This window comes from Minwuia sp. IMCC3009 (assembly GCF_029909415.1).
GTDB lineage: Bacteria > Pseudomonadota > Alphaproteobacteria > Minwuiales > Minwuiaceae > Minwuia.
The window spans coordinates 1,471,475-1,486,106 of the sequence record NZ_CP123781.1 but is presented as its reverse complement, the minus strand read 5'-3'; the positions used below and the strand labels follow the sequence as shown (position 1 = coordinate 1,486,106).

The following is a 14,632-nucleotide window of genomic DNA, read 5'->3' as shown; positions in this document are numbered from 1 at the left end:
TCCCGGCGCAACATGTTGTCGGCCATAGGGACCTGCATGAAATTCAGAATGTCTTTCAGCGCGCGTCTCCAGAGACAGGCGGCCAGCCAAGCGTGCCCTCGGGTTTCGGTCGGCGGCGAAGCCACCACGACCAGTCCTCAGGCATGAGTGCGAGAGGATCTTCATGTCCCAACTCCCTGGCCGCCCAGAAAGGCCAGTGCGGGTTTGCCAACGCCGGGCGACCAAGGAACACAACATCAATCAGTCCCTGGGCGATCACTCGGTTGGCCTCACTTGGTATACCAAGATTCCAGCTCACGCCGACTGGGATATCTAACTCTCGGCGCACGCGTGCAGCCCGTTCCACCATGAAACCAACATCGTCGAACGGAACATCTCGCATCGCATCGGTATTCATTCCCAGGCTGATATCCGCGAAGTCCAGCCCATGCTCCTTGAGCGCCGAAATCGCCCAGATTGCGTCATCGAACTGTATACCGTCCTCGTTGAAATCGTCGGACCCAAGCCTAACTGTGAGCGGAAGCCTTTCGGGCCAGACCGCACGCACGGAGTCCATTGCCTCGCGATGGAAACGGAGCCTGTTCTCCAGGTTTCCGCCGTACTGATCTGTGCGCTGATTGGCAAGTGGCGAAAAGAAGCTGGCACCTAGATACCCGTGTGCGAAATGCATCTCGAGCCACTCAAACCCGCAATCGAGTGCACGACGGGCTGCGTCAGCGTAAGCCTCACAAATACCCTTGATCTCGTCCAAGCCGAGTTCGTGAACGGGGTATGTATATCTACCACCATAAGGAATGGCTGAGGGCCCGCGAACCTGCCAGCCATCCGGGTCGTCGGACGGAAGCTGAATCTTGCCTTCCCAAGGCTTGTTCTCACTGCCCCTGCGGCCAGTGTGGCCGAGTTGAATAGCCGGGACAGCTCCCATCTCCTTGATGATTCCAGCAATCCGGCTCAAGCCTTCCAACTGCGCGTCATCGTAGATACCTGCGCAGCTTGTGCTTGTCCGTCCGTCAGGTGTAATTGCTATCTGCTCTGGAAAAACCAGGCCGAAGCCGCCGGCCGCGCGCGACCCCATGAGCATGACGTGGAAGTCTGTCATCCGACCATCGACCGACCGGTACATCGTCATTGGCGACATTGCGATGCGATTTCGCAGCGTGACGTCCTTCAGGGTGAAAGGGGTAAATAAACTGCTCACGTAGTTCGTCCATTACGATTGAATACGCCATCATGGGCGAGTTTACATAAGACTGCTCATGGTCAACGATAACGCCTGTCTCCGACCCTGGAAACTGGATTGTTTGAGTCTGGCGCTTACCGGCGTTGTGCTCTGCCCCCCGAAAACTGGATCGTCTGAGATCGGAGTTTTCCGGCTCTTGCTTTGCTCCGCCACTGTTGGATTCACCGTGCCCGCTTCCCGAAGCGTTGCCCGACCTTCCGGGATATTTTCGATCTGAGCAGGTCGATAGCTTCGGATCCCGGACCTGTCTCCAACTCTACGCAATCAAGGGTGTGGCCCCCAGGGAGCTGCAAGCATCAGCTGGTTCTCCTGACTTTGGACGAGTGGCCGGAATTTCTGCGCGAACTGCATGAACGCTTCATCACCGAACAGAGTACTCCAGAATTTTCTGCGGTCAGCGTCGTCATCGAACTTCCAGATATGAGTCAGCTTGTTCATTGCACCCACATCCCCTGTGAAATACCCGACCAGCTTGTCCTGGTATTTCTCCAGCACCGGCCAGCCGATGTTTCTGTAAAGGTCGACGGCTTCCACCATCTTGCCGGTATAAAGGGTGTAGGTGCGGAGTTCATATATAGTCATCTGAGCATACCTTTCCAAAGATCCATGACGGCCCGACCGTGAATCACACAGAATGCAGCCAATGAAGCGCCGTTGGAGCCATCATGACATTTTGGGCGGGCGGTCGCGCAGCATAGTGCGCGAAGCTTATCGAAACGGGCAGGAGTTCTGAGGCAAGTCCGGAAAAGCTGAAGCTCCAAGAATGCGGTAGAGTGGGATTGATGCTGGGAATACTGGAACTCTTTGGCGCTTCGCGACCCGTTCAACGGCTTGATCGTGCATTGCGTGCTGTCGGCGTTCATCCCCGTCTGGTGCCGGGTGCGGTGAAAATCGCCACCATCCGCCAGCTCGAGTCGAGGCCTCGACAGGGCGGTGCCGACGAAACGGCCTGCGCACATGCTGCCGCACTGCTCGGATATCTGATGCACGGCCAGCAGATCTTCACCGAAGACAACGGTGCATTAGCTGCTGCAGGGGCGGAGGACCGCATCATGGCAGCAATTGGCGCCGGAACCGGTCCGGACGCCCGCCTCGTCCTGCTCGCCCTGCACGCGGGTATCGTCGCGCAGGAGGTGATTGATGACTATCGGCTGGAGGTTGATTGAACCGCATCCAGCTGCCGGTTGTCGAACAACTCCGGCAGCTCGCAGGCTGCCCTCGGATACTACAGGGGGCGGCAGCGGTCGAGCTCATTTGCTCTGACAACAAGGGATTATTGTTCGATGATTGCCACCACGATTCAAGTCGACGTGGCGCGGAACGATCGGGGAGTGACCCATGAAGAATGACCTGACCATTCCGGCCGATCCGGAAACGACGCACTGGGGCTATTTCGATCCGGCGCGGCCCGCTGTCACCTGGATCGAACCGGGCGATAACGTGCGCATTGAGACGGTCTCCGGCGGTGAGACGATGCTCCCCCCGGCTCCGATGACCACGCTGCCGGCCCATCGGGAAGTGATCGCGAAAGTCACGCGTCGGATGGAGCCAGGACATATTCTGACGGGCCCTGTCGGCATCAACGGAGCATCACCTGGCGACGTCCTGTCGGTTCATGTGCACGAGATCGAGTTGCTGAGCGACTGGGGCTGGAACCTGATCCGACCGCTCTCGGGCGTATTGCCCGAAGACTTCGACAGCACGCGCTTCCTGCACATTCCGATCGATGGAGTCGCGCGCACGGCGGCGCTGCCCTGGGGCGTGACATTGCCGCTCAATCCCTTTTTCGGCGTCATGGGCGTCGCACCGCCCGATCACTGGGGCGTCCAGTCGTCCATTGTCCCGCGTGCTTTCGGTGGCAACATCGACTGCAAACTGCTGGGATCGGGTGCCACGCTGCATCTGCCCGTTTTCCAACCCGGAGGGCTATTCTCCTGCGGCGACGGCCACGCCAATCAGGGTGACGGCGAGGTCTGTCTGACCGCCATCGAGACCTGCATGGCTGGCGTGTTCTCCTTCGAGGTCCTCGCTGGCGCAGCAAGCGACATGCCCGGGCCGTGGATGCCATGGGCGGAAACAGCGGATTTATTCATCACCTTTGGTATCGACGTGGTTCTTGATGCCGCGGCGAAACAGGCACTGCGCGCCATGATCCGTCTGATCACATCCCGATCAAATCTGACCAGGGAAGACGCCTACACTCTCTGTTCGATTGCGGCGGATATGCGCGTCACCCAGTTGGTAAACCAACACAAGGGCATCCATGTTGTCTTGCCGAAATCGACATTCGACCCAAATCCCTGATGCCTGACCAGATTCCTTGATTCGCGTTCAGAATTCCCTGTTCGGTTCATAAAATTCCCTGTTCTGGTTTGCAGGGAATTTTTCACCCAATGTGCTGATAATACGTGTGAAAATCGCGTTCCCACAAGGTCGGTTCCCTGTAAATTTGAAAAATTCCCTGTATTTGGCACCGTATCAGGGAAATTGATGCAAGAGACCGGTTCGGCGGAGACTGCGGACGCCACCATCCCTTCTCCCGCGAACCCACGGCCCCACTGCGTGCCGACATGACCTCGGGCGACCGGTGGATCGGATTTTCCAAGGCTGCGTCACGCCAGCCTGGCTGTGGGCTGGAGGTCCGGGGGATCCTGCAATCCTGCCGGTCCACTCGGGCATCTGGCTTCAGAAGCCGGCCAGCAGCCACACGCCCCAGGCCGTCAGGCCCAGACCCAGCGCCTGGCCGAACCAGCGCCCGACCGGGATCGTCTTCTCCACCAGCACAAGCAGTGTCAGCCCGGCAATCCAGTAGATGTTCATCACGCCGCCGACGAACAGCAGGGCCATCAGAAACCAGCAGCAGCCGACGCAGTAGGCGCCATGCTCGAGCCCCATGCGCCAGGCACCGCCCAGACCGTTTCGCCAACGGCCCAGCACGAACTGCAGCGGCGAGCGGCAGTGGCGCAGGCACATGTGCTTCAGCGGCGTAAGCTGGTAGAGCCCGGCAGCAACGAGGATCGCACCGCTCAGCACACCGCTCGTGCTCTTCAGCATGGGCGAGATCAGGCCGCTGGCCTCCAGGCCCCATTGCAGGGCAACCGCCACGACACTGAAGACCGCCCATGCCACGGCATAGGCGAGCGTGAAGAGCACGACCGGCAGGGCTGGCAACGCGCCGTGTTCAGGCCGCCGACTGATCTTCGCGAACATCATGATCATGGGCGCGGCGGAAGGCAGCATCATTGCCACCATCATGAGCCACCACATCATGAACATCAGTCCGGCATAGGCAGCATCCCAGTCGGCACGCATGCCCATCTGCATGCCCGCCCCCGCCAGCAGATAGGCCCAGCAAAGCAGAGAGATCAGCGCGATGGCACTAAGCAGGTAGATTCGCTCGCCAGTCCGCATACGGACCGAGCCAGCGTCCCGCGATGGTTCCGGACCGGGTTGATTCATCTATGCGGCCCTTCGGCTAGCCTTGCCAGGAGACCGGCATGATTTCGGCGCTGCGGTCGTCGAAGTTCCAGATCCTGCCGAAGGCTCGCACGCGCCCGCGTTTCGCCTGGGCCACGGTGATCTCCGGGCCGGGCCAGTACTCGGAGTTCGTGATGGTGACGGGCCGGTCCAAATCGTTGCCGGCAATGGGCTCGACATCGCCCCATATGTGCTGCCCGACCTGAATATGCCGTGCGGCGCCATCGGCGACATAGGTGATCGGCGCCCGCTCAAAGCCCAGATTTGTGCTGACCAGCACATCGAAGACAACCAGTGGACCGCCTGCCTGGCCCGTGAAGAGCTGTGTCAGCGCTTCGAATGCGTCGTCGTCGGCCTGCTCGTCGATATAGCCGGCCAGCGTGTAGTTCCCGCGTGACATCAGGCCTGGAATGTCGAGCAGCAGTCCCACCTTCAGGCCCGAAAGATCGGTCTTCCCGAAATGACCCTTGTCGATGTTCAGGCCGAACCAGGCCTGGCAGTAGCCTTCCGTTGGGGGATGCTGACCGAGAGAGATGACGCAGGGACAGAAGACCGCGCAGTTGCAGTTCACCACAAGTTCGCCTTCGATCATCCAGCCCATCGCGATGCCCCCCTTATCCGCAATCCCTCTGGAGCATATAAAGGTTGCAGTGCCTGTGAAAGGGCGCTGCCGCCCCCTGGCAGCCTGACGCGACCACATCAGATCTGCTCCGGCAATGCCCGCATCATTCAGACCGTTGACACTGTTGACGTTGCATCGGTCCCTGGCTGATGCAACGCTCCGGATACCGAAGACGAACCTCAACGGGCAAAAGGTCGTTTCATGTTCACGGTCCTGAGCGGCGTCTGGGCTCTCCTTCTGGGTATCGTGCTGATCATGCTCGGCAACGGCATGCACTTCACGCTCATCGGTCTGCGGGGCGGGATAGAGGGGTTCACCTCGCCGGAACTGGCGATTGTCACGTCCGGGTACTTTCTCGGCTTTCTGCTGGGCGCACAGCTGACGCCATCGCTGATCCGGCGGGTTGGCCATGTGCGCGTCTTCGCCGCGCTGGGCAGCTTCATGTCCGCCGGACTGATCGCGTTCACGCTGTTGGCCGAACCATGGGCCTGGGTGCTGCTGCGGTTGCTTGTCGGGTTCTGCATGTCAGGCATATATGTCGCGGCAGAGAGCTGGCTGAACGACGCGGCGACCAACGAGAACCGCGGAAAAGTGCTGTCGGCCTACATGATTGCACAGACGCTGGGCATCATCGGAGCACAGGGGTTGCTGACCCTTGGAGATGCGGGAACCGCCGGGCTCTTCATCGTCGCGTCGATCCTTGTCTCGATCTCATTTGCACCAATACTGCTGTCCGTCAGTCCGGCACCGGTGACCGAGGTTGCCCGTCCCATGTCATTGCGCAAGCTGTTCGCGCGTTCGCCGCTCGGTACCGTCGGGATATTCCTGCTTGGCAGCGTCTATGCCACCCAATCGGGCATGGGCCCGGTCTTCGGCACGAAGATCGGACTGACCGCATCACAGATCTCGCTTTTCGTTGCGATGCTGTTCGGCGGGGCGCTGCTGCTTCAGTATCCTATTGGCTGGCTTTCTGATCGAATGGATCGCCGCAAGCTGATCTTTGGTGCAGCCGCCCTCGGTGCCGCAACCTGCATGCTGAGTTGGGTCGTTGGAGGAAACCTCTGGCTTCTGATGGCCGCTGCCTTCTTTGCGGGTGGTGTGACAACGCCGCTCTATGCGCTGTTCCTGGCATATACCAACGATTTCCTGTCGGCCGAAGACATGCCATCCGCATCCGGAGGTCTCATACTGACCTTCGGTGTTGGTGCCATTCTGGGACCATTGATCACCGGCTGGGCGATGCAACAGATCGGGCCCTCCGCTTTCTGGCTCGTCCTCGGCACAACCTTCGGGTCCATCGCCCTTTACGCGCTCTTCCGCATGACGAGACGCCCGCCGGTTCCGGTGGCGGACACCGAGAGCTATCTGGGTGTGCTGCCTACCGCCTCGCCTGTTGCCGTGGAGTCAGCGGGTGCCTGGGCGACAGAGCAGTCCGACGCGAAGAGCGAGGACGGAACCACTCCCTGACGGACAATCGGCCGCCATCCGCCAGTGCAGACCGGTTTCCGTTCGAACGCGACACGTCCGGTCGAAACGGTGACGGAACAATGTTCGGGAGCCCTGCGCATTCAGCATGGCCAGGCAGCCACCACGCGCGCTATCGATGGGAGAGGAGGGCCGCGACGATGGACGAACCTGCCGACGTATTCCTGTCGCCTGAATCATGAGCACGCCGCGATCCAGCGGGGCGGGCCAGCCGACCCATCATTTTCGGGCAGAACCGACGCCGCGCGAGAATCTGCTGGGAATTGCGTTCATGCTCATGGCGAGCCTGACGCTGCCGGCGATGAATGCCGGCGTTAAGTACCTCAACGACTTCTACCCCAGCGGCCAGATCGTCTGGGCCCGCTATGCCGGGCATCTCCTGGTCATGATCGTCGCCTTCATGCCGTTCCACGGCATCGTCCTGTTGCGCAGCAAGCGAACGGGCATCCAGCTCGTGCGCTCGCTGCTGCTGTTCATCTCGACGGCATTCTTCGTCTACGCGCTGCGCTACCTCGAACTTGCGGTGGCCATGGCGATCGTCTTCACGACGCCCATCGTCGTTACCGCACTCTCCGTGCCTTTCCTCGGAGAGAAGGTCGGCCCGAGGCGTTGGGCGGCCGTCGCGGTCGGCTTCGTGGGGGCACTGATCATCATCCAGCCGGGTGGCGCGGGCTATCACTGGGCGATGCTTCTCGTCGTGGCCAACATGATCATGTTCTCTGTCTACCAGATACTTACGCGGAAGATCGCCGCGGATGACACACCTGAAACGACCATCACCTACACGGCAATGGTCGGCGCCGTCGCCGCCGGTCTCTTCTTCCTGGTCGAGCCCGGAGTCTGGCCCATCTCGGTCTGGCACTGGCTCCTGTACTTCCTGATCGGTGTGCTCGGTGGCTTCGGACAGTACTTCGTGGTCAAGGCCTTCCAGTACAGCCTCGCGTCGGTGGTGGCGCCCATCACCTACATTCAGCTCGTCGTTTCCGGGCTCTTCGGCTACCTGATCTTCACTGAAATTCCCGACCTCTGGACCTGGATTGGTTCAGCAGTCGTGGTCGCTTCGGGGCTCTACATCACCTATCGCGAGCGGCACCGGAAGCCGTATCCGAACCGCTGAACAGCCCCGGAGTGGTCCTGACACCGCGCGGCTCTTCTTCCGCCGCGTTTCGAGCTCGACAGTTGGCAGCATCGAGGTGAATCACCCCGCTCCCTTCGCAAGCTGCCCCAGGATGCTGGTGTAGTTCTCGACCCCCTGCGCGCCCGTCACCAGATGCTTGCGGTCGAGGACGACGGCGGGGACGCCGCGGATGCCTTGCTGGAGCCAGAAGTTCTCGATCTGGCGGACGTCCGTCGCGAAGCGCTGGTCGGCCAGAACCGCCAGGGCCTCGGCCCGGTCGAGACCGGTCTCGCTCGCCACGTCGGCCAGCACGGCGTCGTCGGAGAGATCGCGGCCATCGGTGAAATGGGCGGTGAACAGTGCCAGCTTGAGGTCGTGCTTGCGACCCTGGGTGTCCGCCCAGTGCAGCAACTGGTGGGCATTGAACGTGTTGTGCATCCGCATGTCGTCGGTGTAGCGGAAGTCGAAGCCGAGATCCGCGCCGATGGCGGTCATCTGCTTGCGGCTCTTGTCGGACTGTTCCGGTGTCGAGCCATATTTCTCGGCAATGTGCTCCCGGACGTTCTGCCCTTCCGGGGGCATGTCGGGGTTCAGTTCGAACGGGTGCCAGTGGATGTCGTGCGCGGTGCCCGTGGCGTCCAGCGCCTCCGCCAGCTGGCGGTAGCCGATGATGCACCAGGGACACATCACGTCGGACACGATATCGATGCGAAGTGGCTGGGTCATCTGGTCATCCTCTCGATCATGTCCGCGCGCGCCGCATATCGGCAGGCGCCTGTGCCCGACAATAGTCCATGCTGGCGACGGCGCGAAAGATGGCCGGTTCGACGCTTCGCCTTGCGACCCCTCTCCGGTACGCCGAGTTTCGCACGTCAGACCGCGACCACATCAGATCTGCGCTGACCCTACCCTGCCCCGCCCGTACACTGAGGCGCTGTTAGACGCCGGTTGCGGCAAGCTGCTATAGCGTTCATCCCGACACCGTTCCACACTGGGACACACGGTATGGCGCATCCGGGGAGGGAGACGCATGACCGCATCGAAGGCGCTTGACGAACCGGCGTTCGTCGAACGGCTGGCCAGAGCCTCGCGCCGACGCTTCGGCACGCGCGCCGACGTCGTGCCTGTTGGCGAACCAAGCATGGGCGGCATCAATCATACCGCCATCTTCGAGGTGACCGAAACCAACGGTGTGGCCCGACGGCTGGTGCTTCGCCGTGAGACCTACGAGGGGGTGGGAAATCCGTTCCTGCCGTCGCACAAGCAGTACCAGCTGCTGGAGCTGGCGCACGCACGTGGCCTGCCGGTACCGGAACCTGTCTTCGAACTGGATTCCGCGGATGACCTCGGCCGAGGGTTCGTCATGGGGTTCGTCGAGGGTGAGACCCTGCCACGACGGATCAACAGTGATCCGCAATTTGACGCAATCCGCCCGGGACTGGCGGCGCGCTGCGGTGAGCTGCTTGCGGCAATCCACGATTTCGGCCTCGGGGCCACCGGCTTCCTGGCCGATGTACCCGATACTGCTGACCCGCTGGCGGCGCAGCGCGAACGGCTGGACCTCTACCGGGAGCCGCATCCGGCGCTGGAACTCGGTCTGCGCTGGCTGGAGCTGAACCGCCCGATCGGCGGCGAGACGGTGTCACTGCACGGCGATTTCCGGAACGGAAACTTCATCGTCAACGAGACAGGAATCGTTGCCATCCTCGACTGGGAATGCAGCCATCACGGTCGCCCCTTGGAGGATCTCGGCTGGCTCTGCGTTCCGTCCTGGCGGTTCGGCAATCTGGCCCGGCCTGTCGGTGGCTTCGGCGCGCGCAAGGACCTCTATGCGGCCTACGAGGCCGCGAGCGGACGGAAGGTCGACGACGACGAAGTCCGCTACTGGGAGATCTTCGGCATGGTCCGCTGGGCCATCCTGAACGTCATGCAGGGCTTCGGCCACGTTCACGAGGGCCGTCGCTCCATGGTCTGGGCCGCCTGCGGTCGCAATGTCGCCATGGTCGAGCACGAACTGATGCAGGCACTGAGCGGGAGGGCTCCAGAATGAACCAGGATCAGCCAGCCGCTCATGATCTGGTCAGTACGGTGCGGGAATACCTGGAGGGTCTTGCCGGGACGCTGAGTGAGGAACATCGGTTCGATCTGCGGGTCGCGATCCACTTGCTCGGCATCGCCGAGCGGGAGATCCGTGACCGGCCGGACCTTGGTGACGAAGAACGTGTGGCGCTGCGGGGCCTGACGGGCGCCGGAGAGGACGAAGACGAAATCGATGCGCTCTGCCGGGCGCTGCGCGCTGGCGATCTGGATGATCGCTGGGACGCCGCGTTTGCGGCGGTGCTGCGCACCGTGGAACTGAAGATGGAGGTCGTGCGGCCCTCGGCGCTGAAACGACCCGAAAACCGAGAGGTCAGCCGATGAACTTCGAGTTTCCCGAGAAGGTGATGCAATTGAGTGCGCGGGTCAGCGCCTTCATGGACGAGCATGTCTATCCGCTGGAGCATGAATACGACCGTCACGTGGCCGAGGCAGGCGGATGGACCACGCCGCCTGTGCTGGACGATCTGAAGGAACGTGCCAAGGAGGCCGGACTCTGGAACCTGTTCATGCCTGACGCGCGTTACGGTGCCGGGCTGACCAACCTGGAATATGCGCCGCTTGCCGAGATCATGGGTCGCGTCGAATGGGCTTCCGAGGTCTTCAATTGCTCGGCCCCGGATTCGGGCAACATGGAGACGCTTGCCCGCTACGCCGACGATGACCAGAAGCGTGCATGGCTGGAGCCGCTGCTGGCTGGCGAAATCCGCTCCTGCTTCTCCATGACCGAGCCTGCAGTCGCTTCCTCGGACGCGACCAATATCGAATGCCGGATCACCCGTGACGGCGATGACTACGTCATCAACGGCCGAAAATGGTTCTCGTCGGGATTTGCCAATGAGCGCTGCAAGCTGGTGATCGTCATGGGGAAGACCGATCCGGATCACCCGGACCGCCACCGACAGCAGTCGATGGTTCTGGTACCGAGGGACACGCCCGGCCTGCGTCAGGAGCGTAACCCCACCACCTTCGGCTATTCCGGCGCGCCTGGCGGTCATCCTGAGATTGTGTTCGAGAATGTCCGCGTGCCTGTCTCGAACATGCTTCTGGGTGAAGGCCGGGGCTTCGAGATCGCGCAGGGCCGTCTGGGACCGGGTCGCATCCATCACTGCATGCGCTTCATCGGTTCTGCGCAGCGCGCGCTGGAACTGATGTGCAGGCGCGCCGAAAGCCGGACAGCCTTCGGCATGAAGCTTTCCGAACACGGTTCGTTGCGTGAGGATATCGCACGGTCTTTCTGTGAGATCGAGCAGGCGCGACTGCTGACGCTCAAGGCAGCCGACAAGATGGACCGCGAGGGCAACAAGGCTGCCCGCGACCTGATTGCCGCCGCCAAGATCGTTGTGCCGAAGATGGCGACCAAGGTCATAGATCGTGCCATGCAGGTGCACGGCGCCAAGGGCTTCACGGAGGATACTTTCCTGCCCAAGGCCTGGACCTGGGCGCGCTACATCCGCGTGGGTGACGGGCCCGACCAGGTCCACATGTCATCACTCGCCCGACAGTTGCTGAAGCGGTACGCCGGGTGAGGAACACCGGCAGCCTGCGTCCGCCTGGAACACGTGCGCTTTCCAGAACGCCCATCGCTTCCCTGAAACCCGCTCGGGGTTCCCCGACGCGGCTTTTCATCGGTGAGCCGCTGAAATCGCGGCAAGCATTGCGCATCCCGAAAGCCTGCCGCGCCCACATCTGATTTGCGCTGCCAATACCCGCCGGTATCCTGACCGGGGAGAAATCGCATTCGGGGAGGCAGGGAATGCGCGAGAAGACGATCACCGGTTACTGCAATCCATTCTCGGCAACGCCGGGCGAGACTGTCGGTTTCATGGTCTCGACCTACGCACCCGGCGACTACGAGGCCGAACTGGTAAGGGTGCGTGCCGGCGACGATTTCAGCGACGAGAGCGTGGGGGTGATCGAGGATGTGGTCCCGGCGGATTTCGCCGGTCGCTATCCTGGCCGGCATCAGCCGCTCCGGCCCGGCTCCTGTGGTGTGATCGGGGACGGCGACCGCATCGGCGCGCTTGGTGCCCTGACCGTTGCAGCCTGGATCTGGCCAACGCTGCCCGGTGGCCGGACGCAGACGATCATCGGCTGCTGGGACACGGACCGCCGGGCCGGGTTCCGCCTGCTGCTCGACGCCGACGGCGCGCTGGCGCTGGAAATCGGCGACGGCAAGGGCGGTACTGCAATCGCTTCCACCGGATCGCCCCTGGTCCAGCGCCAGTGGTATCGCGTTTCCGCCAGCTACGACGCGGAGACCGGTGAGATCTGCCTGAGCCAGCAGCCCGACGTCCTGTCGCCGGGCCAGAGCGTGGCCACTGGCGCTGCCGAGGTGCACGCGACGCTGGAACAGGGACTCCGACCGGACCCGGGCCATGCCCCGATCATGTTCGCCGCCAGCACCGGCGCCGAGGGTCCCACGGATCACTACAACGGAAAGATCGACCGGCCACGCATCGCTGCACGCGCCCTCGACCAGGCGGGTGTGGAGCAGTTGATGGCCGCCGGGCCTGACGAATCACTGGGCGGCGACCTGATCGGCTGCTGGGATTTCGGCTGCGACATTGTCACGGACCATGTCACCGACCTCGGCCCGGCGGGGCGGCATGGCAGGCTGGTCAACCTGCCGGCGCGGGCGTCAACCGGCTTCAACTGGACAGGTGAAGCCCATGACTGGCGGGAGAAGCCGGAGCACTATGGCGCCGTGCACTTTCACGACGACGACCTCTACGATGCGGGCTGGGAGCAGGATTTCACCTTCACCATCCCGGCGGAACTGCCCAGCGGGCTCTATGCGGTTCGTCTGCGCCACGGTGCCGATGTTGACCGCATTCCCTTCGTTGTCCGCCCGCCGCTCGGCAAGGCGACAGCACCGGCAGTGTTCCTGATGCCGACGGCATCCTATCTTGCCTACGCAAACTGCAAGCAGCGCCTGAAGGCCAACCCGCTGTTCGGTGACGGGCGACCGACGTGCGTCAATGACGCTTTCCTGAGCGCCCATCCGGAACTGGGCAGTTCGACCTACGATCTCCACAGCGACCGCTCCGGCATTCAGTACTCGTCCAGACTCAGGCCGGTGACCAATATGAAGCCCGCTGACAACTGCCCCTGGGGAATGCCGGCCGACTGCAACATCCTCGCCTGGCTCGACCATATCGGCGAGCCCTTCGACATCGTCACCGACGAGGATCTGCACCAGCATGGTTCGGCTCTGCTTGCGCCCTACCGCTGCGTGATCACAGGCTCGCATCCTGAGTATCACTCGACCGCAATGCTGGACGCGCTGGAGACCTTCACCGGCCAGGGTGGGCGGCTGATGTACATGGGCGGCAACGGCTTCTACTGGCGCGTCGCCTTCCGTGACGATCTGCCGGGCGTGCTGGAGGTGCGTCGCGCCGAGGACGGGACCCGCGCCTGGATCGCCGAACCCGGTGAGTACTATCACGCCTTCAACGGCGAGTATGGCGGCCTGTGGCGACGGCAGGGAAGGCCACCGAACCGGCTGGTGGGCGTCGGCTTTGCCGCCCAGGGTTTCGACCGGAGCAGCTATTACCGCCGCCGTCCGGAGGCCGACGATCCGCGCGCCGCCTTCATCATGGAAGGTGTCACTGAGGAGATCATCGGCGATTTCGGTACGATAGGCGGCGGCGCGGCAGGTGAGGAGATCGATCGCCACGACGTCCACCTCGGCTCGCCGCGTCACGCCCTGGTGGTCGCGACTTCCGAGGATCATGGAGAGCTGATGCTGCGCACCAAGGAGGAGTTCCTGTCGATCATTCCATGGTTCGACGACCCCAAGGTGCGCGCCGACCTCACCTTCTTCGAATGTCCCAACGGCGGTGCGGTGTTCTCCACCGGGTCGATCAGCTGGGCGGGAAGCCTGAGCCATGAGAACTGGGACAACAATGTGTCCCGGATCACCACGAACGTGCTGCGCCGCTTCATCGATCCGCAGCCCTTCGAACTGCCCGGCGAGACCGCCGCAGGAGGCCGCAAGTGAGTCAGCGCAGTTCCTTCTGGTTCGCCCATCCGTTCCGCGTCCGCTACGCCGAGATCGACGGTCAGGGCATCGTCTTCAACGCCCATTATCTAACCTACTACGACACCGCGATTACCGAGTATCTGCGCCACCTGGGCTATGACTACGAAGCTGAGGTCAAAGAGACCGGCGACGATTTCCACCTCGTCAAGTCGATCGTGGAATACAAGGCTCCGATCCGCTTCGACGAGGAAATCGAGGTCGGCGTCCGCGTGCCCCGCATCGGCAGTTCGTCGCTGATCTTCGAACTCGGCATCTTCGGCAAGGGCGAGGGCCAGCCCCGCGCCACAGGCGAGAACATCTGGGTCAACACGAACCAGTCGACCCACAGGCCGGTACCGGTTCCCGACCAGCTTGTCGAACTGATCCGCGGTCTGGAAGGCGCGGCGCTGGAGCTGGCACGACCTGGATGAGGGCGGGCGGCACCAGGGCCATCTCCCGTGGACCAAGGTGCCGAACCCTATTCGTTGTGTGGCTGGAATCTTCGATGGGTATGCGCAGCGGCGTGGCTGATGCCGGGCAGTCAATCCGGCGGCTTGTGCCCGGGATCAG

General features: G+C 62.4%; 14 protein-coding genes. 9 read left to right on the top strand and 5 right to left on the bottom strand.

Going from position 1 to position 14,632, the window contains the following annotated elements; translation table 11 throughout:
- Positions 1-55 precede the first annotated feature (55 nt).
- Both QGV55_RS07035 and QGV55_RS07030 read right to left on the bottom strand, forming a co-directional pair.
- Positions 56-1,198 (bottom strand): NADH:flavin oxidoreductase/NADH oxidase, encoded by a 1,143-nt coding sequence (locus QGV55_RS07035; protein ID WP_281017551.1) that lies wholly within the window; start codon positions 1,196-1,198, stop codon positions 56-58.
- Between the two features lie 306 nt (positions 1,199-1,504).
- Positions 1,505-1,822, bottom strand: a complete 318-nt coding sequence (locus QGV55_RS07030) for an NIPSNAP family protein (RefSeq protein WP_281017552.1) — start codon at positions 1,820-1,822, stop codon at positions 1,505-1,507.
- Positions 1,823-2,022: 200 nt separating this feature from the next.
- Between QGV55_RS07030 and QGV55_RS07025 the strand changes: the two genes are divergently transcribed.
- Positions 2,023-2,406: a hypothetical protein gene (locus QGV55_RS07025; RefSeq protein ID WP_281017553.1), complete on the top strand. Its 384-nt coding sequence runs from the start codon at positions 2,023-2,025 to the stop codon at positions 2,404-2,406.
- Positions 2,407-2,578: 172 nt separating this feature from the next.
- Entirely contained in the window at positions 2,579-3,544 is a 966-nt protein-coding gene (locus tag QGV55_RS07020; RefSeq protein ID WP_281017554.1) for an acetamidase/formamidase family protein, read from the top strand.
- Between the two features lie 381 nt (positions 3,545-3,925).
- Here the strand turns inward: QGV55_RS07020 and QGV55_RS07015 are convergent, their stop codons facing one another.
- Positions 3,926-4,651: a DUF2182 domain-containing protein gene (locus QGV55_RS07015; protein WP_281017555.1), complete on the bottom strand. Its 726-nt coding sequence runs from the start codon at positions 4,649-4,651 to the stop codon at positions 3,926-3,928.
- Between the two features lie 64 nt (positions 4,652-4,715).
- Complete coding sequence (locus QGV55_RS19740; protein WP_348638782.1) at positions 4,716-5,309, bottom strand: DUF1326 domain-containing protein; 594 nt, start codon at positions 5,307-5,309, stop codon at positions 4,716-4,718.
- Between the two features lie 231 nt (positions 5,310-5,540).
- Between QGV55_RS19740 and QGV55_RS07005 the strand changes: the two genes are divergently transcribed.
- On the top strand, positions 5,541-6,806 hold the full coding sequence (locus QGV55_RS07005; protein ID WP_348637626.1) for an MFS transporter: 1,266 nt from the start codon (positions 5,541-5,543) through the stop codon (positions 6,804-6,806).
- Positions 6,807-7,002: 196 nt separating this feature from the next.
- Positions 7,003-7,941, top strand: coding sequence for a DMT family transporter (locus QGV55_RS07000; RefSeq protein WP_281017557.1), 939 nt, complete (start codon positions 7,003-7,005; stop codon positions 7,939-7,941).
- A gap of 81 nt (positions 7,942-8,022) precedes the next feature.
- On the opposite strand, the gene QGV55_RS06995 is transcribed toward QGV55_RS07000, so the two are convergent.
- Entirely contained in the window at positions 8,023-8,667 is a 645-nt protein-coding gene (locus QGV55_RS06995; RefSeq protein ID WP_281017558.1) for a DsbA family oxidoreductase, read from the bottom strand.
- A 304-nt stretch (positions 8,668-8,971) separates the two neighbouring features.
- Here QGV55_RS06995 and QGV55_RS06990 point away from each other — a divergent pair, with 304 nt between their 5' ends.
- The 5 genes from QGV55_RS06990 to QGV55_RS06970 all read left to right on the top strand — a co-directional run bounded on the left by QGV55_RS06990 (position 8,972) and on the right by QGV55_RS06970 (position 14,493).
- Positions 8,972-9,991 (top strand): phosphotransferase family protein, encoded by a 1,020-nt coding sequence (locus QGV55_RS06990; RefSeq protein ID WP_281017559.1) that lies wholly within the window; start codon positions 8,972-8,974, stop codon positions 9,989-9,991.
- Complete coding sequence (locus QGV55_RS06985) at positions 9,988-10,362, top strand: DUF6285 domain-containing protein (protein WP_281017560.1); 375 nt, start codon at positions 9,988-9,990, stop codon at positions 10,360-10,362. The genes QGV55_RS06990 and QGV55_RS06985 overlap by 4 nt, the downstream gene beginning before the upstream one ends.
- Entirely contained in the window at positions 10,359-11,567 is a 1,209-nt protein-coding gene (locus QGV55_RS06980; protein ID WP_281017561.1) for an acyl-CoA dehydrogenase family protein, read from the top strand. The genes QGV55_RS06985 and QGV55_RS06980 overlap by 4 nt, the downstream gene beginning before the upstream one ends.
- A gap of 227 nt (positions 11,568-11,794) precedes the next feature.
- On the top strand, positions 11,795-14,041 hold the full coding sequence (locus tag QGV55_RS06975; protein ID WP_281017562.1) for a N,N-dimethylformamidase beta subunit family domain-containing protein: 2,247 nt from the start codon (positions 11,795-11,797) through the stop codon (positions 14,039-14,041).
- Positions 14,038-14,493, top strand: a complete 456-nt coding sequence (locus tag QGV55_RS06970) for a thioesterase family protein (RefSeq protein WP_281017563.1) — start codon at positions 14,038-14,040, stop codon at positions 14,491-14,493. The genes QGV55_RS06975 and QGV55_RS06970 overlap by 4 nt, the downstream gene beginning before the upstream one ends.
- Positions 14,494-14,632: the final 139 nt, after the last annotated feature.